A 22,877-nucleotide genomic window follows, 5' to 3' on the forward strand; every position below is an offset into this window, starting at 1 on the left:
GAGCAACCAGGCAAACAACATGTGCGGACGTAGCTCAGCTGGTAGAGCACCACCTTGCCAAGGTGGATGTCGCGAGTTCGAATCTCGTCGTCCGCTCTCCTTATCAAAGGACCCGGCAACGGGCGATTGGCGCAGCGGTAGCGCGCTTCCCTGACACGGAAGAGGTCACTGGTTCGATCCCAGTATCGCCCACCAAAACAAGGCAACTTGTTTGTTGTTGGAAGCCCGGTAGCAACCAGGCAAACAACATGTGCGGACGTAGCTCAGCTGGTAGAGCACCACCTTGCCAAGGTGGATGTCGCGAGTTCGAATCTCGTCGTCCGCTCCACGGAAAAGCAGCTCCTCGGAGCTGCTTTTTTTATGCCCTCATCCAGCCAGACGGGGTTATAGGGCCGCAATTCATCAGCCCACTTAATCTATAAGGCTAAGAAAAAATCGCTTTATCCAATGTGATTGGTCTCGCATAATGTACTGCGAACTCATCACCAATCGCCCCTTGGCAGGAGTACCCATGAATCAACAGACCGCTTCGCAGTCGGTCCTCAGGCGCAAGCCGATAGACGACATCGAAGAAGAAAGCAAGCACAGCGGACTCTTCAAGAGTCTTGGCCTCTGGCAACTGACGGCCATCGGCGTTGGCGGAATCATCGGCGTCGGCATCTTTTCGCTGGCCGGACTGGTGGCCCATGGCGACGCCAACAACCCCGGCGTGGGCCCGGCGGTACTCATTTCCTTCCTGGTGGCCGGCCTTGCCTCCGGTGCGGCCGCACTGTCCTACGCCGAATTCGCGGGAATGATTCCGCGGGCCGGTTCTGCCTACACCTACGGGTACGTCGCCCTCGGGGAGATCATCGGCTGGTTCATTGGCTGGGACCTCCTGCTGGAGTACATCGCGATCGTTGCCGTCGTCGCCATCGGCATCTCCGGCTACTTCGACGCCTTCCTGTCAGGCATTGGCATCCACATGCCCACGTGGATGACTTCCACTGCGGATGAAGGCAAAGGCGGCGTCATCAACCTGCCCGCCATCCTCGTGTGCCTCCTGGTCACCTGGATCCTCAGCCGGGGAACCAAGGCCTTCGGCCGTTTTGAACTCGTGGCGGTAGCCATCAAGGTGGTCCTGATCCTGTTCATCATTGGACTGGGCATCTTCTACATCAACACCGAGAACTTCAACCCGTTCATGCCCAGCGGCTTCGGTCCGGTCCTGGCCGGCGCAGCCACGGTCTTCTTCGCCGTGTTCGGCTACGACGCCATGAGTACGGCCGCCGAGGAAGCCAAGGATGGTAAGAAGCACATGCCCAAGGCAATCGTGCTGTCACTGATCATCGCCATGTTGCTCTACGTGGCCGCCACCCTGGTGCTGACGGGAATGCAGAACTACAAGGACATCGATCCCAAGGCAGGCTTCGCTTCGGCCTTCGCAGGAGTAGGCCTGCCCGTGATCGCCACGATCATCTCGGTGTTCGCCGTCCTTTCCATCCTCACGGTAATGCTCACGTTCCTCCTGGGCGTCACGCGCGTCTGGTTCTCCATGAGCCGGGACGGGCTCCTGCCGGGTTGGTTCGCAAAGACGGACAAACACGGTACCCCGCAGCGCGTCACCTGGATCGCCGGCATCGGTTCAGCCTTCCTTGCCGGGGTCTTCCCCATCAAGGAAGTCGCGGACCTGACCAACATCGGCATCCTCGCGGCCTTCGTGGTGGTCTGTGTCTCGGTGATCGTCTTCCGCTACACCAAACCGAATGCACCCCGGACCTTCCGACTTCCCCTCATGCCCGTGGTCCCCGCGTTCGGTGTCCTGGCGTCGGCCTTCCTGATGGCCCAACTGCACTGGCAGACGTGGCTCCGCTTCGGCGCATGGCTCATCATCGGTTTGATCATCTACTTCTTCTACGGCAGGAAGCACTCCTTGATGAACCCGGACAGTCCTCGCCATCTGGAGTCCAGTAAGCCCTTGGCGTAGCGGACTACCGGATCCTTGGCACCCCCGCCGACTGGTGTTAGGGTCACTCTCGGAGGAGCGAACTGGCTCCGCGACGGAAAGGAGGTGCCCGTGGGATTAATTGACGACCTGAAGGGCAAGGCTCAGGGTCTCATTCAGGGCAACGAAGAAGCCATCCAGAATGGCATCGAAAAGGCCGGAGACTTCATCGACGAAAAGACCGGCGGCAAGTTCGCCAACCAGGTCGATGCTGTCCAGAACGCCGCTTCCGATTTCGTGGCCAAGTCAGATGGGGACGCCGAACAGGCTCCCGTCGCGGATGAGCCAAAGCAGCCATAGCTGCCTGAGCCGCCACACCAGATACGTCAAGGGGGCACCGGTCCCGCCGAGAGGCGCCGCCGGTGCCCTTGGCGTTTAACGAACCGCACCAGGGCAGGCCCTCGGGTAATTTGGAGACTATGCCTTCACCCTCTTCAGCGGTCCAACGCCCCACCAGCAAAGAGGGACTCGGCCCACCCCTTTCCGCCGGCATCGTGACGGCGCTGGTCGGATTCACCTCCTCCTTCGCCGTGGTCCTCGCAGGCCTGCGTGCTGTGGGCGCCAACCAAGAGCAGGCATCCAGTGGCCTCCTGGCGCTGACCCTGGCCTTTGGACTTGGCATCCTATGGCTGTCGTGGCGGTCCAGGCTCCCCATAACCCTTGCGTGGTCCACCCCTGGCGCGGCGCTCCTCGCCTCTGCAGGAATGGTCGACGGCGGCTGGCCCGCGGCAGTAGGTGCCTTCCTGGCCGTCGGGGTGCTGATCCTCCTGACAGGCCTGCTTCCCGTGCTCGGAAGGCTGATGACCAGGATTCCCACAACCCTCGCCCAGGCCATGCTTGCCGGCGTCCTGCTCCCGTTGTGCCTTGCCCCGTTCAAATCACTGGGCTCCGCTCCCCTTCTGGTTGGCCCCGTGGCGCTGTGCTGGTTGCTGATGATGAAGTTCGCGGCACGCTGGGCGGTCCCTGCTTCCCTGCTCGTGGCACTGGGGGTCATCGGCATCCATATGGGGTTGAATGGCGTCCAACTCCCCCTCGATTCACTGATGCCACGGCTTGAGTGGACCACACCGGCTTTCACCGTGGAAGCCGCAGTCGGCATTGCCCTGCCCCTGTTCATCGTCACCATGGCATCGCAGAACATTCCCGGCGTTGCGGTCCTGAAGTCCCTTGGATTCACCACCCCGTGGCGGCCGTCCATGCTGGTGACGGGAGCCGGAACACTTGTGGGTGCGCCCTTTGGCGGCCACGCCATCAACCTTGCTGCCCTCAGTGCCGCCTTGGCGGCTGGTGAGGAAGCCGGACGGGACCAGGGCAGGCGCTGGATCGCCGCCTTCACCTCCGGCGTGGCCTATCTGCTTCTGGCAGTCTTTTCCGCGGCCCTTGTCACGGTGGTGGCCGCCGCGCCTTCGGGCCTCCTCGAAGCGGTTGCGGGCCTGGCACTGCTCGGCACCCTGGCCTCCTCCATCTCCTCGGCACTGGCCGTTGCCGAAGACCGCATTCCCGCATCCGTGACCTTCCTCCTCGCTGCCTCCGGGCTCAGCTTCGCCGGAATCGGTGCCGCTTTCTGGGCGTTGGCCGGCGGCATCCTCATCCGCTTGTTGCTGAAGTCAAGGGAACCACTGCAGCCGCGGTAACGGTTGGGCAAGGAAATGACCGCCCGGGCAAAGCCCGGGCGGTCATTTTGAGTCAGGTCCTGAGAGATCAGGCGGGCTCGTGGTTCTGTCCCTCTCGGGCCAGCGCGGTCAACCTGGAGACCGCCCGGAAGTACTTCTTCATGTAGCCGCCACCCATCATTTCTTCGGTGAAGAGCTTGTCGAACGGGACACCGCTGGCGAGGATGGGCACATCCTTGTCATACAGGCGGTCGGCAAGGACAACGAACCGCAGGGCGACGGCCTGCTCCGTAATTGTTTCCACATCCCGCCAGACCACGGCCTCGATCCCGGAAATCAACTGGCGGTAGCGGCTCGGGTGCACGCCGGCGAGGTGGTCCACCAAGGTGCGGAAGTCGTCCACGGCAACGGTCTTGCCGTCGAACTCTGCCTGCATGCGGTGCTTGAGTTCTTCGGTCTTGAGTGGCGCAGGAGCGGCGGGCAGGCCGCGGTGCCTGAAGTCTTCGCCATCGATCCTCACCACGTCGAATTGGTCCGCGAGGACCTGGATTTCCCGCTGGAAGTCAACAGCCGCGAAACGGCCTTCACCCAGGGAACCCGGCAGCGTGTTGGACGTAGCAGCGAGCTTCACGCCGGCGTCGGCCAGTTCCCGCATGAGGCGGGACATCAGGACGGTGTCACCGGGGTCGTCCAGTTCGAATTCGTCAATGCACACCAGTTTGTAGCTGCTGAGCGCCTCCACCGTCTTCCGGAAGGACAACGCGCCAACCAGGTTGGTGTACTCAACGAACGTACCAAAAGCCTTCGGACCCGGGGACCTGTGCCACAAGGAGGCCAAAAGGTGGGTCTTGCCCACACCGAAGCCGCCGTCGAGGTAGATTCCGGCCCGGGTGGCAGCTTTCTTGGCAAACAACTTCTTGAAGAGCCCGCCGTTGTCATCGGCTCCGACGCTGTCGGCAAATGCCGAGAGCAGCTTGACCGCGTTGGCCTGGCTGGGCTGCGAAGGGTCCGGTCGGTAGCTGTCGAACGAAACCTCGCCGAACCGCGGAGAGGGGTAGAACCCTTTAAGGAGCTCTTCCACTGAGACTGCCGGTGTGCGGGCAGCCAATTGTTCGATCTGTACCACGGTGGTCCGTTCTTCAGGTTGTGGGTCCCCAGCAAGAATACCGGCATCGGGGGCTCCACGAATGGGCACGTGACCAAGGCCATGTTTCACCATGTGAACAGCCGGGAAGCATTGGCTGCGGCCCGTGGTTAGTGTTGGGAGCAAGCCCGGCAGGCAAGTGCAGCACCATCGAAGTGCCTGGCTCCGTCCAATGTCAGTGAAAGGCCACCAGCATGTCCTACCCCGTTGAACAGAACGAAAAGTTCGCCGCTTACGCGAACCCTGAACGACTCGTATCCACCGAATGGCTCGCCGCAGCACTGGCAGAGGGCGCCCTCGCCGACGGCAAGCTGGTGGTCGTGGAGTCCGATGAGGACGTCCTCCTGTACGAAACCGGGCACATCCCCGGCGCCGTCAAGATCGACTGGCACACCGACTTGAATGATGAAGTCACCCGCGACTACGTGGACGGCGCAGCGTTCGCGGCTTTGGTTGCCGCCAAGGGCATCTCCCGCGACAGCACGGTGGTTATTTACGGCGACAAGTCCAACTGGTGGGCCGCGTATGCCCTGTGGGTCTTCACCCTGTTCGGCCACGAGGACGTGCGCCTCCTCGACGGTGGCCGCGACAAGTGGATCGCCGAGGGCCGCGAACTCACCACCGACGTCCCTGCCCCGGCTGCCGGAAGCTACCCGGAAATCGAGCGCAACGACGCCCCCATCCGCGCCTTCAAGGAAGACGTCCTGGCCCACCTCGGCAACCCGCTGATCGATGTCCGCTCCCCCGAGGAGTACACGGGCCAGCGCACCCACATGCCCGCGTACCCCGAGGAAGGCGCCCTCCGTGGCGGCCACATCCCCACTGCCGCATCCGTTCCCTGGGCCAAGGCAGCAGCCGAGGACGGCACCTACCGCACCCGTGAAGAGCTCGAAGCCCTTTACCTCGGCGACGCCGGACTGCAGGCGGGCGACGACGTCGTGGCCTACTGCCGCATCGGTGAACGCTCCAGCCACACCTGGTTCGCACTGAAGTACTTGCTGGGCTTCGACTCCGTACGCAACTACGACGGTTCCTGGACCGAATGGGGCAACGCGGTCCGCGTTCCGATCGTCAAGGGCGCGGAACGCGGTTCTGTTCCTGCAGCCCTGGTCCGTAACTAGCGCGTCATCCGGCGGAGCAGTGCGTAAGCTGGAAGTGATGAGTACCAACACTTTGCCCGCCGCGTTGGCGGAAATCGTCGATGACTTCCAGGCACTGTCCGAGCCGGAGCGGCTGCAGTTGCTGCTTGAGTTTTCCCGTGGACTGCCGGAACTGCCGGAGCGCCTCACCAACCATCCGGAATTGCTGGAGCAGGTTGTCGAGTGCCAATCCCCGCTGTTCCTGACCATCGAGTCCGAGAAAAACGGGACGGACCCGGCTGGTGCCCGTGCCTACCGGTTGTTCTTCAAGGCACCACCGGAGGCTCCCACTACGCGTGGGTTCGCCGGTGTCCTGCATGAGGGACTCGATGGCCTGACGGCACAAGAGATCCTTGCGGTTCCGGACGACATGCCGGAACTGCTGGGATTGACCCGGGCCATCACTCCCCTGCGCATGCGCGGAATGACGGCCATGCTGGGACGCATCAAGCGGAAAGTGGCAGCGGCCAGCAGGCTGGAACGCTAGGCCATGGCCAAGAGAACGGCTTCACAGGGAACGCCGGCTACAGCAGCTTTGACTGCGGCCGGCGTTCCTTTCGTTGCGCACCCCTACGCCCACGATCCCTCGGCCGCCAGCTACGGGCTGGAAGCTGCGGAAGTCCTGGGCATGGACCCTGCCAGGGTCTTCAAGACGCTCATGGTGGAAGTCGAAGGCCGGCTCGCTGTGGGCATCGTTCCCGTGTCCGGCAACCTGGACCTCAAGGCCGTGGCGGGTGCGCTCGGCTCCAAGAAAGCCGCCATGGCCGATCCCAAGGCCGCCGAGCGTCGCACGGGCTATGTCCTCGGTGGGATCTCGCCCTTGGGCCAGCGCCAGCCTTCCCCCACGGTGCTGGATGAGTCGGCGTTCGCCTTCGACACGATCCTCGTTTCAGGTGGCCGCCGCGGCCTGGACCTTGAACTGTCTCCGGCCGACCTCGTCCGCCTGACCCAAGCCGTCACGGCAAGGATCGGCACCGTCAAGAACTGAGGTCCCCCGATCCGGGCCGCGGTGCGGGGTCTCCCGGGTTGTTGCGGGGAGCCAGTTGCCGTTGCAGCCAGGACGCGACAAGGCGTTCCCACTTGTCCGGGTCGACGTTCCATTCCTTGGTGTGGCGCGCCCCGTGGAAGGGTTCGAACGTCACCATTTCCGGGTTCTTCTCCGCCAGGCTCGCTGAGGGTTCAAAGGGCACATAATCGTCGTCGACGCTGTGGATCACCAGCGTGGGCGTTCGCAGCTCAACTGCCCTGGCTTCCCAGTCCATCGCTTTGAGGTCAACGGGCGCGGCGAGGCCGGTCAGTCGGCGTCCCAGCGGATGGGTGAGCATCAGCTGACCGTACCTGCCCACGTTGTAGGGAATCTTGTTCATCTCGGCGTGATGGGCCATGACATTGACCCAGTTGATGACCGGGGCATCGAGCACCAGCGCACGGATCAGGTGCCTGTGCTTGGCAAGGTCTGCTGCCTGGAGGCTGATGGCTCCGCCCATTGACCATCCAAACAGAACCACTTCTTCGGCCCCATGTTCCAGGGCGTACTCGATCGCGGCTTCCACATCGCGCCATTCCGTAGAGCCAAGGCCGTACCTGCCGTCCAGGGCGGAGGGCGCCAGGCCGTCGTTCCGGTAGGAAACCAGCAGGCTGTCCAGGCCCAATGCCTTGGCCGTCCGCACCGCCCGCAGTCCCTCAAGCCGGTTGGCACCCCGGCCATGCACCATGATCGCCCAGACTTTCGCGGGTGCCGCCGCGTCCGCCCTGACCAGCCAGGCCGGAGCCTTGCCGCCGTCCACTGCAATGTCCACGTCCTCGGCAGCCAGCCCGATCGCTGCCGGGTCAGGATAGACGGCACCGCTCCACCAACCGCGCCTTGCCCCGGAAAGGTCTCCACTGTAGACCTGCTCCACCTCGCGGAGCACGGTCTGCTCGGCGGGCGAATAGGACACGATCCTGCCGATCCTGGCATGCCCCCTGCCGCCGTCGAAGAAGAGGCTGAAGACGCCGTCGATCGTCGTGTCCGGCGTGGCGGCGAGGATAACCTGTGGCCCCTTGTCCCCTCGGATCACCGCCAGGACCTCCTGGTCCTCGTTACGTGCCGCCGGCGTAATGACCCGGCGCGCGAAGTAGACCGCGAGCGCCGAAGAACCTGCTCCCACCAAGGCCGCGAGGGACCCGCCGGTGAGGATTCCCGCGATGGCCCATTTGGCGCGAAGGGAGAGGGTGGAGTCTGCAGAGTCGCCCGCTGGCGTGTTCTTCGATGCCATGGCTCCATTCTCTCTGCTCGGTCGCCTTGGTGCGCACACGCCTGCGTCGGGCGGAGGAGAATTGCTGGTCAAAAGCCTGCGGTGTGGAGTTCGGCGGGTCTACGCTGTAGCCATGAGCGATCCCATCGTCATCCTGACAGAAGAGCCCCTGGGGCACGACGACCGTGCGAACATTGCCAAACTGCTCGACGACGGCGACGCGCCGATCGTCGTCCTGGTTCCGGCCAACACTGAGCGGCATCTCCTGGTGGACTTCCTGGAGAACCTTTCATTGCTTGATATCGCCAAGGCGTTCAAGGAACTTGGCGCGAAGTCGCCGGACCCGCAGGTTGAGCGGGCGGAGGCTTCGGAGGCGCTGGCAACGTCGTTGGCCGCCCTCGCCGGCTTGGGCAGCGGCGTCACCGGCGAGATCGTGGACGGCGGTGCCGTGGCCGGCCTGGTGTCCAAGGTAAGGTCCCTTGAGGCCGCCCAGGCGGTAGTGGTCACCCGTCCGCATGCCATTGCCGACACTTTCCATACGGACTGGGCCAACAAGGCCCAGGACCAGCTGGGACTCCCGGTGCTGCATCTGTATGCCGGTTCGGGATTTATCGGCGACTCGTGAGCGTTGCATAAGACATGACGTCATCTGAGAACACCAGCGCGCCCGTGGAGAAGTCCGATGCCCAATGGCGTGAGGAACTGACTCCTGACGAGTACCGCGTGCTGCGGCAGGCCGGAACCGAGCGTCCCTACACGGGCGAGTACTGGGACACCCACACAAAGGGCGTCTACCAGTGCCGTGCCTGTGGCGCCCAACTGTTTACCAGCGGCGAGAAATTTGATTCCCACTGTGGCTGGCCCTCCTTCTGGGCGCCGCTGGCCGAGGGAACTGTCCGCTACCTGCACGACCGGACCCTTGGCATGGAACGCATCGAGGTGCGGTGCGCCAACTGCGATTCCCATCTTGGCCACGTCTTTGAGGGCGAAGGCTATGACACCCCCACCGACCAGCGGTTCTGCATCAATTCAATTTCGCTTCGCCTGGTGGAGACCGACGCCTCCTGATCGCTCCGGTGCGGGCTCCGGTCGGGAGCCCGCACCTTTCAGCGGCTTCCGCTGGAGCTTGAGGGTCCACCGTCTACGTTTTGCAACAGTATCTCTTATGCTCCACCCGATTTTGAATTAGCGATGCTTCTCCCGTTGCTACGCTCGCCTCAGAAGCATTACCTACTTCGAAAGGGCTGAGTTCCATGACAACCATCGCTACCTCCACCCTTCCGCTTGTCACTGCCGACAACGCGGACTGGAAAGCACTCAAGGCCGCTGCCACGGCCCTCCAATCGTACCAGGAGCAGGACGGTTCCATCGCCGATCCCGCGGTCCACGGCGAAGCTGCTGCCCTCGTGGCCGCCCTCTCCGAGGCAATCACCAATCTGGCACCCAGCTTCCCGCACGACGCCCTCTACCTGGAGCTCCTCATTGCCGACTTCGCACGCTGGGCCAAGGACGGCTTCGGCGTTCCGGACTTCCTCGACTCGCTCCAGGCCTTCCAGCCGCAGCAGCAGCGCATCGACGGCCTGCAGCACCTGGTGGTGTTCCCCATGTACACCCAGAACGGCAGCACCAACCGTCTGGTGGAGGCCGTCCTGATCGAGGTCATCTGGCCGGAGTTCATTGGCGGCCTGGAAGCCGGCGAGTACTCCAACAAGCTCTTCGTACCGATCCGGTTCGTCGATTTCACCGCCGGTTACGACACCAACTCCGCCGTGCTCTTCCCGGAAACGGTCGCAGTCCGGGAGACCCCGACGTTCACGTGGGGTGCCATTTTTGCCGACCGCGAGGCGGCCCGTTTCCGGCGCGTCCTGAAGGCAGCTGCCGCAACCACCTCCCTGGAACTGCCTGAGGACGCCGCCCAGCTCCTCGAAGACCAGGAGCTGACCCAGCGAACCTTTGTCATGTGGGACCTCATCCACGACCGCACCCACATGCGCGGCGACCTGCCGTTCGATCCGTTCATGATCAAGCAGCGGATGCCCTTCTTCCTCTACTCCCTCGAGGAACTCCGCTGCGACCTGACCGCCTTCCGCGAAGCGGTCCGGATCGAAAAGGACGAAGAGGCCGACGCGGACGCACGCAAGCACGCGAAGCTGGTCCAGTACGCAGTGATCTTTGACCGGATCTTCCGGTTCGCCATCACCGGCAACCGCGTCCGGAACTACGACGGCCTGGGCGGCCAGCTGCTGTTTGCGTGGATGCACCAGCACCGCGTGCTCCACTGGACCGACAGCAAACTCAGCATCGACTGGGAGGAAGCTGCCGCCGTCGTGGTTGAACTGGGTGCCCGCATCGAGGACCTGTACTGGCGCTCCATCGACCGGCCGAAGGCTGCGCACTGGATTGCCGCCTACCAGCTCATCTCCGAGACCGTCACCCCGCACCCCGCCTCGGTATGGGCCAAGGGCCCCGACGCGCTCCCCCTCGCCGGACCCCCGCGGGCGCTGACCGACCAGGTCCTCGACGACGAATTCCCGCTGTCCATGTTCTACGAGGCCCTGGAAAAGAAGATGCGCCCCGTCATCGAGTCCACCACCGGCATCACAGGCGCGATGGCGGCCTGATGCCACCACTGACAGTCCTTGTGACCGGCGGAAGCAGCGCTTCGGGTGTAGCAACCGCGCGGGCGTTGGCGGCCGCCGGCCACAAGGTATTCACTGTCGGCTCGGACTCCGCCAGGATCGGCGCGGCCGCCACCGACGCCGGACACGGCGTCACACCGCTGACATGCGACCTGGGGAGTCTGGCGGCCGTCCGCGAGCTCGACGCGACCCTTCGCGGACTGGGCGTGGAACGTGTGGATGGACTCATCCACCTGGTGGGAGGCTGGCGGAGCGCCACCGGCATCGAAGACCAGGGCGACGACGATTGGGCGGACCTGGAATCCAGCGCCATCACCACCGTGCGCAACGTCTCCCGCGTCTTCTACCGGCAGCTGGCATCCTCACCCACCGGGCGGTTCGCCATGGTGTCATCGACGACGGCGGCAGCTCCCACCGCGGCAACGGCAAGTTACGCCGCAGCCAAGGCAGCGGCCGAGGCGTGGACCCTGGCGGTTGCGGAAGGGTTCGCGCGGGACCAACAAGGCGACGGCACCGGCCCGGCGGAGCAACGGAGCGCAGCGGTGGTCTTCGTGGTGAAATCCCTCGTGGACGCCGGCATGCGGCGTGCCAATCCCGGCCGGGAGTTTCCCGGCTATACCGACGTCGAAGACCTGGCGACCGCCGCCGTCGGGCTCTTTGACCAGCCCGCCGACTCCCTGAACGGCCAGCGGATCCTCCTGGCGAAATAGACTTGAAAGCGTGAATGAACAAGTGACGAGCACAACAGAAGCTATCCACTCGGCAGGCAGCACAACGGATAACAGCCGGCTGCACAACCCTTCGGTCCGCGGATTCGCATCGGACAACTATTCCGGCGTCCACCCCGAAGTCCTCGCGGCCTTGGCCAGTGCCAACGGCGGACACCAGGTTTCCTACGGCGAGGACGTTTATACCGCCCGCCTGCAGGAGGTCATGGAGCAGCAGTTTGGTCCTGGAATTGAATGCTTCCCGGTCTTTAACGGCACGGGCGCCAATGTCCTGTCCCTGCAATCGCTCCTGCCCCGCTGGGGAGCCGTGGTGTGTGCCTCAACGGCCCACATCAACATGGACGAGAACGGCGCGCCCGAACGCATCGGCGGCATGAAGCTGCTCCATGTCCCCACCACGGACGGCAAGCTCACCCCCGAGCTCATCGACCGCGAGGCTTGGGGTTGGGGTGACGAACACCGGGCACAGCCATTGGCCGTTTCCATCACGCAGACCACGGAACTGGGTACCTGCTACTCCCCGGAGGAGGTCCGCGCCATCGCCGACCATGCCCACGCCAAGGGCATGAAACTGCACATGGACGGCGCCCGGCTGGCGAATGCGGCGGCGCACCTGGGCGTCCCCCTGCGCGCGTTTACCCGCGATGCCGGTGTAGACATCCTGTCCTTCGGCGGGACCAAGAACGGCCTGCTGTTTGGCGAAGTCGTGGTTGCCTTGAACCCGGATGCTGCGCACGGCCTGAAGTACCTGCGCAAAATGAACATGCAACTGGCCTCGAAGATGCGCTTCATCTCCGCTCAGTTCATCGCCCTGCTGGAGGACGGACTCTGGCTGCGCTCGGCCGGCCACGCGAACGCCATGGCGTCGCGTTTGCGTACCGCCATCAACAGCATTGACGGCGTGGAGCCCACCCAGGAGACCCAGTCGAACGGCGTCTTTGCCATCCTTCCGGAAGGCGTTGCGGACCGGCTCCGTTCCTCGTTTGCCTTCTACGACTGGGACGCAGCCCGGCGCGAGGTGAGGTGGATGTGCTCTTTCGACACCACCGAAGATGACATCGACGCGTTCGTCTCTGCCATAAAACGGGAGCTGGCCGCCGGATAATGCCGCATTCCGGGGCGGCGAGCCTGCACAGGATCGCCGCCCCGGGCACATAATCTGCGATGGTGAACGCCCTCGCACAGGTTCCCGCGGATTTTCTCTTTGCTTTGGGAACGCTTCGAAAAGCACAGTGCCGCAGCGAATTGCGGCTGGACGAGATCCCTGCTCCCGCCCGGTTGGCGCCGTATGCCGTTGCCCTTGGCGCAGAGGTCTTCCGGCCCACCGCCGCCACCCGCCGCGTCCCCGTCCACGGACCAGCCGCCAAGGCCTTCGTCGACAACACCGGCGGGAGCCCGTCTGACGACGAAGACGACGAACTGGCTACCGGCCGCTTCATCCTGCTCCATGATCCGGATGGCTCTGCGGTCTGGGAAGGCGAGTTCCGGATCGTTACCTACATCCGCGCCCAGATGGATGCGGAAATGGGCAATGACGCGATGTTGGGCTCGGTCGCCTGGACCTGGCTGGTTGAAGCCCTTGAGAACCACGCCGCGCCATACCGGGCGGCGGGCGGCACTGCCACCCGCATCCTGTCGGAAAGCTTCGGCACCCTGGCCGAACGCCCGGACACCATCGACATAGAACTCAGGGCGTCCTGGACGCCCGCAAACTCCAACGTCCAGGCTCACCTGGAAGCGTGGTCGGACATGGTTTGTACCTTCGCAGGCCTTCCCCCCTTGCCTCCCGGGGTGACCGGCCTGCCCAACAGGAGGCTCAATTGACCCCTGCCGCCACCCCTGTCCCGGCCGTCTCCGGCGGGTATCGGTAAGCTTAAGCAATCATGACCCCTGAAAACCTGGAAAAAACCACTGCCGGCGACCCGGTTGCTGATCCCACAACACACATCAAGGTTGAAGGCTTCGACGGCCACGTACCTGTTGTCATTGAGCTGGACACGCCTCGAGAGGGCGTGCCGTTGGTCATTGACACACCGTCCGGCCTGGAGCGCTGCGCAGCTGCCATCGCGGCAGGGACCGGACCGGCCGGCGTCGATGCAGAACGGGCGTCCGGTTTCCGCTACGGCCAGCGCGCCTTCCTGGTGCAGATCCGCCGGGAAGGAGCCGGGACTTGGCTCATCGACCCCGAACCCTTCGACAACCTGGACATCGTCAACGACGCCCTCCGCGGTGTTGAGTGGATCCTCCACGCGGCCACACAGGACTTGCCGTGCCTGTCTGAACTGGGGATGTGGCCGGACAAGCTGTTCGATACCGAATTGGCCGCCCGTCTGGCCGGACTCCCCCGCGTAGGACTCGCCGCAGTCATCGAACAATTGCTTGGCTTCGGCCTGGCCAAGGAACACTCTGCGGCAGACTGGTCCACCCGGCCCCTCCCTGAGCCGTGGCTGCGGTACGCGGCCCTCGACGTGGAAGTCCTCGCCGAACTCCGGGAGGAATTGATCGAACTCCTCGAAGCCGACGGTAAGCTCGACTTCGCCGAGCAGGAGTTCGCCGGAATCCTCGCCGCAGGCATCGCCCCGCCGCGGGTGGATCCCTGGCGCAAGACCTCAGGCCTCCACCAGATCCGCGACCGACGTCAACTGGCCGCGGTCAGGGAACTCTGGCTGGAAAGGGACCAATTGGCGCGCAAACGCGATGTTGCCCCCGGCCGCCTCATCCCCGATTCCGCATTGGTTGCCGCAGCCAAAGCCCTGCCCACCACGGTTCCCCAGTTGCTGGCCACCAAGGGCTTCCACGGCAGGTCCGCACAGCGCGAGGCCCCCAGATGGCTGCGCTGCATCAGTGCAGCACGCACCCTGACCGATTTGCCGCCCCTGCACCTGCCCACCAATGCTCCGCCACCCCCGCGTGTCTGGGTTGACCGGGATCCCGAAGCCGCAGCACGCCTGGCCACGGCCAGGCCAGCCCTGCAGGAAAAAGCGGACACGCTGAAGCTGCCCGTCGAGAACCTGCTCACCCCGGACTACCTCCGCCGCGTCATGTGGCGGCCGCCGTCGGATGCCTCACTCGAAACAGTGTCCACGGAATTGCGGACACTGGGTGCACGCGAGTGGCAGATCGCCCTGACCGCGCCCATCCTGGCCGAGGCCTGCCTCAACCCGCAGCCGCTTCCACCCAAGGAGCCCAAGGAGCCAAAAACCAAGGACGCATCCTGACTCCATGCCAAAGGGAGGCCCGCTTCCGAACCCCGGTTCGGAAGCGGGCCTCCTGCGTTTTCCCAGCCTTGCATGCTAAGTTACTGATGAGTAACATAGCAGCAATGCCACCCGGTAACCGCCCCGCGGTCCCGGCACCATGTCTCGATGAGGAGTACCGCATGAGTCCCACCCGCACCGCTACACGGAACATCCGCGACGTCGTCTTCGTGGACGGCGTCCGCACGCCCTTCGGCAAGGCCGGAGAGAAGGGCGTCTATGCCGGAACGCGCGCCGACGACCTCGTGGTGAAATGCATCCGGGAGTTGCTCCGCCGCAACCCCTCCCTCCCGGCCGGCCGTGTTGACGAGGTAGCCATCGCGGCTACTACCCAGACCGGAGACCAAGGCCTGACCATCGGCCGCACCGCCGCCCTCCTCGCGGGGCTTCCGCGAACGGTTCCGGGCTTCGCGATCGACCGCATGTGCGCGGGCGCCATGACCGCAGTCACGACGACGGCGAGCGGCATCGGTTTTGGCGCGTACGACGTCGTCATCGCCGGTGGCGTGGAGCACATGGGCAACCACCCCATGGGCGCCGGAGCCGATCCCAACCCCCGGTTCATGTCCGAACGGCTGGTGGATCCGGCAGCGCTCAACATGGGCAACACAGCTGAGAACCTGCACGACCGCTTTCCCGCGATCACCAAGGACCGGACGGATGCCTATGCGGCCGCCTCGCAGGCCAAGCTGGCCGCAGCCTACGGCAAGGAACAGATCCAGGGCGACCTGGTGCCCGTGGCCACCCTCAAGCCCGGCCAAGGCTGGGCCCTCCACACTGTGGACGAGCCACCGCGTCCAGGGACCACCGTTGAGGATCTGGCCGGGCTGCGGACACCGTTCCGCGCCCACGGCCGGGTCACCGCCGGCAACGCTGCCGGATTGAACGACGGCGCCACCGCCGCGCTGCTCGCCGCCTCCGACACCGCCGAAGAGCTCGGCCTGCCGGTCAAGATGCGGTTGGTCTCCTACGCATTCGCAGGGGTCGAGCCGGAAGTCATGGGCATCGGACCCGTTCCGGCCACCGAAAAGGCCCTCAAGAACGCCGGACTTGGCATCGACGACATCGGGCTGTTCGAAATCAACGAGGCCTTCGCCGTCCAGGTCCTGAGCTTCCTGGATCATTTCGGGATCGCGGACGACGATCCCCGCGTCAACCGCTATGGCGGGGCGATCGCCGTCGGGCATCCCCTGGCCTCCTCGGGAGTCCGCCTCATGAACCAGTTGGCACGCCAGTTCGAAGAAGATCCATCGGTGCGGTTCGGCATCACCACCATGTGCATCGGCCTCGGCATGGGAGCCACTGTCATTTGGGAGAATCCGCACCACGCCGACTACGGAACCAGCACGCACACCACAGAAGGAGCCGCCGCATGAGCGCCAACGACTTCCGGAAACTAGCCGCCCTGTTCCCGGACGAGGTAGTGACACACTCCTACGTGCAGGACATCGCTCTGCCCGGTGGTGCCGGAACCTTTGCCCTCGTCACCTTGGACAACGGGCTGGACCACTCCAAGCCCACCACGTTGGGCCCCAACACCCTGGTGGAGCTCGGCAACGTCCTGGAGGCACTCCGGGAACGCGCCGGCCGCGGCGAGATCGTGGGCGTTGGCGTCACCGGCAAACCCTACTTCCTCGTGGCGGGCGCGGACCTCTCGGCAGTGAAGAACCTCAAGGAACAGGACCACGGCCTCTGGATGGCGCAACTGGGCCACGATGTCTATGCGACCCTGGCCAACCTCGGGGTGCCGAGCTTCGCGTTCATCAACGGCCTGGCCTTGGGCGGCGGCTTGGAAATCGCACTGCAGTCGAACTACCGGACGGTGTCAACCGGAGCGGGCGCACTGGCCCTGCCCGAAGCTTTCCTCGGACTGGTGCCCGGCTGGGGTGGCGTCTACATCCTCCCCCGCCTGATCGGTCCGGAGAACGCCGTCAAGGTGATGATAGAAAACCCGCTGAGCAACAACCGCACCTTGACCGGTCCCCAGGCCTTCGAGCTGGGAATCGCCGATGCCCTGTTCGAACCGGCCGATTTCCTGGAGCAGTCCCTCGCATGGGCTGCGAGCGTTATCACCGGCCACACCACACCCTTGCGGAAGAACGCCGTCGACCCTTCCGAAGAAGCCGTGGCCGGCCGTTGGGCCTCCTCAGTGGAGGCAGGACGGGCGTTCGTGGAGTCCAAGACCTCCAACGCTTCCCCGGCACCGGCAAAGGTCCTGGACATCATGGAAGCCAACCGGACCATGAGCCAATCCGAATCGGCCGCCCTTGAGTGCGAAACGCTGGCGTACCTGATGCAGACGGATGAGTTCCGTTCCACCGTCTATGCCTTCCTTGACCTCGTCCAGAAGAGGTCCAAGCGCCCGGCAGGGGCTCCCGACCGGAAACTTGCCCGGCCCGTCACGAAGGTGGGCGTAGTGGGCGCCGGCCTCATGGCGAGCCAACTTGCCCTCCTCTTCGCCCGGCAACTCAAGGTGCCCGTGGTCATGACGGATATCGACCAGGCCCGCGTGGACAAAGGCGTGGCCTACGTGCACGCCGAAGTGGATAAACTGCTCGCCAAGAAGCGCATCAAGCCCGACGCCGCCAACCGCACCAAGGCGCTGGTCACCGGTTCGGTCTCGAAAGCAGCCTTCAGTGACGCCGACTTCGTGATCGAGGCCGTGTTCGAGGAACTGAACGTCAAGAAGCAGGTCTTCGCCGAAGTGGAAGCCATCGTTTCCCCCGAATGCATCCTGGCCACGAACACCTCTTCGTTGTCCGTCACCGCCATGGCGGAGGACCTTCAGCATCCGGAACGCCTAGTGGGATTCCATTTCTTCAACCCCGTGGCCGTCATGCCGCTCCTGGAAATCGTCAAAGCCCCCGCAACGGACGACGCCGTCCTGGCAACGGCCTTCGAGCTCGCCAAGGGCCTGAAGAAGACTGCGGTACTGGTAAAGGACGCGGCTGCCTTCGTGGTGAACCGTGTCCTCCTCCGCCTCATGGGCGAAGTCATCGCAGCCTTCGACGAAGGCACACCTGCCGATGTGGCAGACACCGCACTGCGCCCCATGGGCCTGCCCATGACACCGTTCACCCTGAGCGCCATGGTGGGCCTCCCCGTCGCCCAGCACGTCCAGGAATCGCTCCATGCAGCTTTCGGCGACCGGTTCCCCGTGTCCCAGAACCTGCAGAAGCTGATCGACAACGGGATCACCACGTTGTGGGTTCCGGACGCCGCCGGAACGCCCGCCATCCCCGCGGAGACCCTCGCCATCCTTTCCTTTGGAAGCACCCCGTCCACCGGCGCAGACGTCCTGCGCCGGACGCAGGATGCGCTGGCGGAAGAGATCGGGCTGATGCTCACCGAGGGTGTGGTTGCTGGACCGGAAGACATCGATCTTTGCATGATCATGGGCGCCGGCTGGCCGATGTTCCTGGGCGGGATCACGCCGTACCTGGACCGCGTGGGCGCCTCGGAAAGAGTGAACGGCAAGCGGTTCCTGGCCCCCGGGGTGGCCTCCGCGGCGGTCTAGTGGCGCGGCGGCGGCCTGGCGGCAGCGCAGGGTCCGCCACAGACGCCGGAAGGGCCGGGGAACGGATTTTCCGTTCCCCGGCCCTTCGCTGGCTACGAGGCGCTTCTGCATCGCTCCGCCGGGCGGCCGTCCGCCACCTGACTGTCCGCTAAAACAAGGCCACCTTCGGAGACTTCGGGAAGATCCCGTCCAGTTCTTCGCGTTCCTCCTGCGTGGGCACCCACCGCACGGCTTCGGCATTCTGGCGAATCTGTTCCGGCTTGGTGGCGCCTGCGATGACACTGGCCACGCCCGGCTGCGCGGCAAGCCAGGAGAAGGCAAGCTCCAGCTCACTGAGGTCACGTTCCTTGGCAAACTGACCGAAACGGCCCAACTGCTCCCAGTCGGCGTCGTTCACCAGGTTGGTCCGGGTGTGGCTCAACCGCGAACCTTCCGGTGCCTTGCCTGCCGAATACTTGCCCGTCAGCAGACCGTTGGCCAGGGGAAAGTACGGCAGGACGCCCAAGGAGAACTCCGCCGCCGCGGGCAGGACTTCCAGTTCGGCCCGGCGGTCCAGCAGGTTGTAGTGGTTTTGCGTGGAGATAAACCGTGCTCCGCCCAGCTCCCTGGCGACGTACTCGGCCTGGGCGATCTGCCATCCCGCGAAGTTGGAGTGGCCTATGTACCGGACCTTGCCGCTGCGCACCAGGTCGTCCAGCGCGGCCAGCGTCTCCTCGATGGGCGTGGCGGCATCCGGGGTGTGGAACTGGTAGAGATCGATCCAATCGGTGCCGAGCCGCCGGAGGGAAGCCTCCACGGCCTGGACGATGTACCGGCGGGACCCCCGGGCGCCGAAGTCGTTCCCGTTGGCACCGCGCATGTCCATACCGAATTTGGTTCCGATCACCACGTCGTCCCGGCGGCCCTTCAGCGCCTTTCCGAGCATGGTTTCGCTCAGGCCCGCCTCCCGGCCGTAGACATCGGCGACGTCGAAGAAGGTCACTCCTGCGTCGATCGCGGCATGGACTACCCCGTCCGTGCCTTCCTGGGACTCCGTGGGAGTATTGGCCCGGCCTAGGTTGTTGCAGCCCAGCCCAACAGCTGAGACGGTCAATCCTGAGTGGCCAAGGCGTCGGTATTCAGTCATGAAGTCAGCCTATAACGCACACCCCGGACACATAGTCACCCGAGGCAACAATGTCAGGTGCCAGGGGTGCCAGGCGTTCCGTAGTCGATCCCGGACTCCTCCATGGCATCCTCCAGTTGGGCAATGGCCACTGGTCCCATGCCATGCAGCTTCGAGGTCTCCAGCTCGCCGAATTCGGCCAACTGCTCCAGTGTTTCAATGCCTTGGTGGGCCAGCGCACGTCTGGCAGGAGCCGCCAGGCCCTTGGGAAGCGGTGTGTGTCCTGGCCAGTTGCTCTTGTGCGGCATGGGAGATCCCTCTTTGTACGGTTGCGGCCTGCGATGGCTGGTACTTAGAGCGTAAAGCCAGCGCCTTGCTTGGGCGAGTGCTTCACCTTGAATGCAGTGGGATCACCGTGCGGGGCGGCCGCGATGCTGAGCTTGGTGAAGTCCAGATCCTCGTTGCGAATGCAGACCTTGATGGCGTTGACCGCTTTGGTGACATCCGGGCACAGGCAGAAAACGTTCAGGCGGGAATTGCCGATGTCCGTGCGGTCAACAACCCCGAGACCCCGCCAGGCAAGCTCGCCCGTCAGCGCAGCCTTCACCTTGCGTTCCAGATACCTGTCCCGCTCGGTCCCGTCCTTGCTCTTCAACGCGAACTGCGCCACCACCCAGAACTGTTCGGCTTCGGGAATCACGGCGTAGCCGTCTTCCGCGCACTGGGCCGCGAACGCCGCCATGAGCCCTTCCGGGGACGTCTCGCCGTCGATCCCCGATTCTTCGGTGCGGCTCTGGTGGCCCACCACGCCGTAGTTGACCACGAAGTGCCGATCGTCCTCGTCGTACCAGGCCTCACGAAAATGCAGGACGGCGTCCTCGTCCCGCTTGTAGGTGCGGATGATGCCGCTCATGCCCGTCCTTTCCTGAACCACTCCGTGCTGGCGCTCTCCGGCGCCGAAACGTCGAAGGGGGCCTCCATCGTGCTTACGGCGACCACAAGGGCCGCACATTCGTCCCGCATTACCGCCACTGTATCCACGGGGTAGTCCATCCGTACCAAGTGATCCTCGAACTCATCCTCGTCGTCAACAAAGACTCCACGGGTGGCCGAGCGGATCACATCGAGATCCATGTCCACCATGTGGAATTCCGTCACGCCGGACCGGATGGTTTTCCATTGGTGGGCCGTAGCAAGATCCACGTAGATCCTGAAGTCCCCCGGATAGGTGTCGTCGTAGAACGTTGCAACATACTCCCCTGCGCGGGGCACCAGCAGGACGGCATCGGATGCCGTGTAGAAGGCAGCCCCTGGCCGGGAACAGAACTCCCCCTGGCCCTGGAAGATCCACCAGCCGTGGATGTCCTCGCCAAGGTACCGGCCCGGCACTACCCAATGGGCCGTGCCGTCCCATTTTCGGTTGCGCGCCACCACGAGGTCGCCCGGCTGCAACGCACCCGGTTCGCGTCCGGCGGTCACAGCGTGGGCAGGCTTCCCGTGGTGGGGTGTTCCTGCCCCGGGAGGGGCCTGGCAAACGGAACCTTCGTCCCCAAAACCTGCGCAACGACGTCGTGGGCTATCTTTTGGGCCGTCAGCCCAACCCTCTCCAGCACCTGGCTGCGGGAGCCATGGACCAGGAATTCCACGGGCAGGCCTACCTCGTTGAGGGCCGTGTCCACGCCGGCAGCGCGCATTTCCTGCCGGATGCGGGAACCTACGCCGCCGGCACGGACACCGTCTTCGATGCAGATCACCAGGCGGTGGCGGGCAGCCAGGGCAATGATCGACTTCCGCACCGGGAGAACCCATCGCGGGTCGACCACAGTGGAACTGATGCCTTGAGCGCCCAAGCGGCCTGCCACATCCAGGGCGAGCTCGGACATGGCTCCGACGCTGACGATCAGGACGTCGTTTTCGGTTGAGCCCTCGGGCCGGCGGGCAAGGATGTCCACGCCGTCCTTCAAGCGTTCGATCGCTTCAATTTCCGTTCCGACGCTCCCCTTGGAGAAACGCACCACCGTGGGGGCATCGTTCACGGCAACGGCTTCCCGGAGTTCCTCGCGAAGGCGCGTGGCGTCGCGTGGCGCGGCAAGATGCAGGCCGGGAACAATCTGGACCATGGCCATGTCCCACATGCCATGGTGGCTGGGACCATCGGGGCCCGTCACGCCGGCCCGGTCAAGCACTACAGTGACGCCCGCCTTGTGGAGGGCCACGTCCATGAGCAATTGGTCGAAGGCGCGGTTGAGGAACGTAGCGTATACCGCCACTACCGGATGCAGCCCGCCGTAGGCCATCCCGGCCGCGGACGTCAGTGCGTGCTGCTCGGCTATGCCGACATCGATCACGCGCTCCGGGTGCCGCTCGGCAAACTTGTGCAGGCCGACAGGAATGAGCATGGCGCCAGTGATACCGACGATGTCCTTCCGCTCATCGGCAATGTCGGCGATTTCCTCGGCGAAGACCGACGTCCACGAACGCGCACCCGGAGTCTCGGCCGGCTCGCCCGTTTCGGGATCGATGATGCCCACGGCGTGAAACTGGTCGGCCTCGTTGGCCAGGGCAGGAGCGTAGCCGTGGCCCTTCTCCGTCATGGCGTGGACGATCACCGGCCCCCCGTACGCCTTGGCCGTGCTCAGGGCATTCTCCAGGGCCTGCAGGTTGTGGCCGTCCACCGGCCCGATGTACTTCATGCCGAGGTCCTCGAACATGCCCTGGGGCGCCCACCAGTCCTTGACGCCCTTCTTCATGGCATGGAGGCTCTTGTAGGTGAACTGCCCCACCGGGCCGCCGCTCTGGAGCCGCTTCTTCCACCAGTCGAGCATGCGCTCATACGCCGGGGCCGTCCGCAGGGAATCGATGGTGGGCCGCAGGGACGCCAGGTAATCGGCCAGGCCGCCTACCGTCGGCGCGTAGGAACGGCCGTTGTCATTGACCACGATCACCACGCGGCGGCGCTTGTCCGCGGCAATGTTGTTGATGGCTTCCCAGGTCATGCCGCCGGTCAGGGCACCGTCGCCGACAACGGCGACGACGAAACGGTCACCTTCTCCAGTTAACTGGCGGGCACGCGAAATGCCGTCGGCCCAGGACAACGACGACGACGCGTGGGAGCTTTCCACAATGTCGTGTTCGGATTCCGCGCGGTCAGGGTAACCGGAGAGGCCACCTTGCTGCCGGAGAGTACTGAAGTCCTGCCGTCCGGTCAGCAGTTTGTGGACATACGACTGGTGGCCGGTGTCGAAAACGATGCTGTCCCGCGGCGATTCGAAAATCCTGTGCACGGCCATGGTCAATTCCACAACGCCCAGGTTGGGCCCCAGATGTCCGCCGGTCGCGGCCACGTTGGTAATCAGGAAGTCCCTGATCTCTCCTGCCAGCTGGTCCAGCTCGGAACTGGACAATTCAGCCAGATCCTGTGGATCCTTGATGGTTCCCAAGAGTCCCAAGGGCCCTCCTTACGGTCAATGACGTGCTTGTTAACTTTAGCGCGTTGCCGGTGGCCCAGTGTTTA

At 64.4% G+C, this 22,877-nt stretch carries 22 protein-coding genes and 3 tRNA genes; 18 read left to right on the top strand and 7 right to left on the bottom strand.

Features of this window, described 5'->3' with window-relative positions; translation table 11 throughout:
• Positions 1-23: 23 nt before the first annotated feature.
• The 6 genes from ACIPY3_RS12525 (at position 24) to ACIPY3_RS12550 (ending at position 3,618) form a co-directional block, all read left to right on the top strand.
• Positions 24-96: transfer RNA gene (locus tag ACIPY3_RS12525), tRNA-Gly, on the top strand.
• 24 nt (positions 97-120) lie between these two features.
• A tRNA-Val gene (locus ACIPY3_RS12530) sits at positions 121-195 on the top strand.
• A gap of 57 nt (positions 196-252) precedes the next feature.
• Positions 253-328 (top strand) — tRNA-Gly (locus tag ACIPY3_RS12535).
• A 183-nt stretch (positions 329-511) separates the two neighbouring features.
• A complete protein-coding gene (locus tag ACIPY3_RS12540; RefSeq protein ID WP_400334495.1) occupies positions 512-1,966 on the top strand; it encodes an amino acid permease in 1,455 nt (484 codons plus the stop codon).
• 84 nt (positions 1,967-2,050) lie between these two features.
• Positions 2,051-2,284, top strand: a complete 234-nt coding sequence (locus ACIPY3_RS12545; RefSeq protein ID WP_400334497.1) for an antitoxin — start codon at positions 2,051-2,053, stop codon at positions 2,282-2,284.
• 119 nt (positions 2,285-2,403) lie between these two features.
• A complete protein-coding gene (locus ACIPY3_RS12550) occupies positions 2,404-3,618 on the top strand; it encodes a benzoate/H(+) symporter BenE family transporter (protein WP_400334498.1) in 1,215 nt (404 codons plus the stop codon).
• 67 nt (positions 3,619-3,685) lie between these two features.
• Here ACIPY3_RS12550 and zapE read toward each other — a convergent pair whose 3' ends face one another.
• Entirely contained in the window at positions 3,686-4,723 is a 1,038-nt protein-coding gene (gene zapE / locus ACIPY3_RS12555) for a cell division protein ZapE (RefSeq protein WP_400334745.1), read from the bottom strand.
• 212 nt (positions 4,724-4,935) lie between these two features.
• Here zapE and ACIPY3_RS12560 point away from each other — a divergent pair, with 212 nt between their 5' ends.
• Genes ACIPY3_RS12560 through ybaK form a run of 3 tightly spaced genes read left to right on the top strand, consistent with a single transcriptional unit; the run spans position 4,936 to position 6,868 of the window.
• Complete coding sequence (locus ACIPY3_RS12560) at positions 4,936-5,862, top strand: sulfurtransferase (protein ID WP_400334500.1); 927 nt, start codon at positions 4,936-4,938, stop codon at positions 5,860-5,862.
• Positions 5,863-5,899: 37 nt separating this feature from the next.
• Positions 5,900-6,367 (top strand): SufE family protein, encoded by a 468-nt coding sequence (locus tag ACIPY3_RS12565; protein WP_400334501.1) that lies wholly within the window; start codon positions 5,900-5,902, stop codon positions 6,365-6,367.
• Between the two features lie 3 nt (positions 6,368-6,370).
• Positions 6,371-6,868 carry a Cys-tRNA(Pro) deacylase gene (gene ybaK, locus ACIPY3_RS12570; protein ID WP_400334503.1) on the top strand — a complete coding sequence of 166 codons (498 nt, stop codon included), beginning with the start codon at positions 6,371-6,373 and terminating at the stop codon, positions 6,866-6,868.
• Here ybaK and ACIPY3_RS12575 read toward each other — a convergent pair.
• Positions 6,858-8,138: an alpha/beta hydrolase family protein gene (locus ACIPY3_RS12575; RefSeq protein ID WP_400334505.1), complete on the bottom strand. Its 1,281-nt coding sequence runs from the start codon at positions 8,136-8,138 to the stop codon at positions 6,858-6,860. The genes ybaK and ACIPY3_RS12575 overlap by 11 nt on opposite strands.
• A gap of 112 nt (positions 8,139-8,250) precedes the next feature.
• On the opposite strand from ACIPY3_RS12575, the gene ACIPY3_RS12580 reads away from it, so the two are divergent.
• The 9 genes from ACIPY3_RS12580 to ACIPY3_RS12620 all read left to right on the top strand — a co-directional run bounded on the left by ACIPY3_RS12580 (position 8,251) and on the right by ACIPY3_RS12620 (position 18,258).
• Entirely contained in the window at positions 8,251-8,742 is a 492-nt protein-coding gene (locus tag ACIPY3_RS12580; RefSeq protein WP_400334507.1) for a hypothetical protein, read from the top strand.
• 14 nt (positions 8,743-8,756) lie between these two features.
• Positions 8,757-9,185: a peptide-methionine (R)-S-oxide reductase MsrB gene (gene msrB, locus ACIPY3_RS12585; RefSeq protein ID WP_400334509.1), complete on the top strand. Its 429-nt coding sequence runs from the start codon at positions 8,757-8,759 to the stop codon at positions 9,183-9,185.
• 185 nt (positions 9,186-9,370) lie between these two features.
• The gene (locus ACIPY3_RS12590) at positions 9,371-10,738 is read left to right on the top strand and encodes a DUF6421 family protein (RefSeq protein WP_400334511.1); all 1,368 of its coding nucleotides are present in this window, start codon (positions 9,371-9,373) and stop codon (positions 10,736-10,738) included.
• Positions 10,738-11,466, top strand: a complete 729-nt coding sequence (locus ACIPY3_RS12595; protein ID WP_400334513.1) for an SDR family NAD(P)-dependent oxidoreductase — start codon at positions 10,738-10,740, stop codon at positions 11,464-11,466. The genes ACIPY3_RS12590 and ACIPY3_RS12595 overlap by 1 nt, the downstream gene beginning before the upstream one ends.
• Before the next feature lie 10 nt (positions 11,467-11,476).
• Positions 11,477-12,589 (top strand): threonine aldolase family protein, encoded by a 1,113-nt coding sequence (locus ACIPY3_RS12600; RefSeq protein WP_400334515.1) that lies wholly within the window; start codon positions 11,477-11,479, stop codon positions 12,587-12,589.
• 59 nt (positions 12,590-12,648) lie between these two features.
• Positions 12,649-13,308 carry a DUF3000 domain-containing protein gene (locus tag ACIPY3_RS12605; RefSeq protein WP_400334517.1) on the top strand — a complete coding sequence of 220 codons (660 nt, stop codon included), beginning with the start codon at positions 12,649-12,651 and terminating at the stop codon, positions 13,306-13,308.
• A gap of 59 nt (positions 13,309-13,367) precedes the next feature.
• A complete protein-coding gene (locus tag ACIPY3_RS12610) occupies positions 13,368-14,702 on the top strand; it encodes an HRDC domain-containing protein (RefSeq protein WP_400334518.1) in 1,335 nt (444 codons plus the stop codon).
• Positions 14,703-14,863: 161 nt separating this feature from the next.
• On the top strand, positions 14,864-16,117 hold the full coding sequence (locus tag ACIPY3_RS12615; RefSeq protein ID WP_400334520.1) for a thiolase family protein: 1,254 nt from the start codon (positions 14,864-14,866) through the stop codon (positions 16,115-16,117).
• A complete protein-coding gene (locus ACIPY3_RS12620) occupies positions 16,114-18,258 on the top strand; it encodes a 3-hydroxyacyl-CoA dehydrogenase NAD-binding domain-containing protein (RefSeq protein WP_400334522.1) in 2,145 nt (714 codons plus the stop codon). Before ACIPY3_RS12615 ends, ACIPY3_RS12620 begins: the two co-directional genes overlap by 4 nt.
• Before the next feature lie 148 nt (positions 18,259-18,406).
• Here ACIPY3_RS12620 and ACIPY3_RS12625 read toward each other — a convergent pair whose 3' ends face one another.
• The 5 genes from ACIPY3_RS12625 to dxs are packed head-to-tail and all read right to left on the bottom strand — an operon-like array spanning position 18,407 to position 22,812.
• Entirely contained in the window at positions 18,407-19,384 is a 978-nt protein-coding gene (locus tag ACIPY3_RS12625) for an aldo/keto reductase (RefSeq protein WP_400334524.1), read from the bottom strand.
• Positions 19,385-19,437: 53 nt separating this feature from the next.
• Entirely contained in the window at positions 19,438-19,671 is a 234-nt protein-coding gene (locus ACIPY3_RS12630) for a hypothetical protein (RefSeq protein ID WP_400334526.1), read from the bottom strand.
• 44 nt (positions 19,672-19,715) lie between these two features.
• Positions 19,716-20,276 (bottom strand): hypothetical protein, encoded by a 561-nt coding sequence (locus ACIPY3_RS12635; protein WP_400334528.1) that lies wholly within the window; start codon positions 20,274-20,276, stop codon positions 19,716-19,718.
• Positions 20,273-20,842: a DUF402 domain-containing protein gene (locus ACIPY3_RS12640; RefSeq protein WP_400334530.1), complete on the bottom strand. Its 570-nt coding sequence runs from the start codon at positions 20,840-20,842 to the stop codon at positions 20,273-20,275. The genes ACIPY3_RS12635 and ACIPY3_RS12640 overlap by 4 nt, the downstream gene beginning before the upstream one ends.
• Positions 20,839-22,812, bottom strand: coding sequence for a 1-deoxy-D-xylulose-5-phosphate synthase (gene dxs, locus ACIPY3_RS12645; RefSeq protein ID WP_400334532.1), 1,974 nt, complete (start codon positions 22,810-22,812; stop codon positions 20,839-20,841). The genes ACIPY3_RS12640 and dxs overlap by 4 nt, the downstream gene beginning before the upstream one ends.
• Positions 22,813-22,877: the final 65 nt, after the last annotated feature.

Source organism: Paenarthrobacter sp. NPDC089714 (genome assembly GCF_044748905.1).
Taxonomy (GTDB): Bacteria; Actinomycetota; Actinomycetes; order Actinomycetales; family Micrococcaceae; genus Arthrobacter.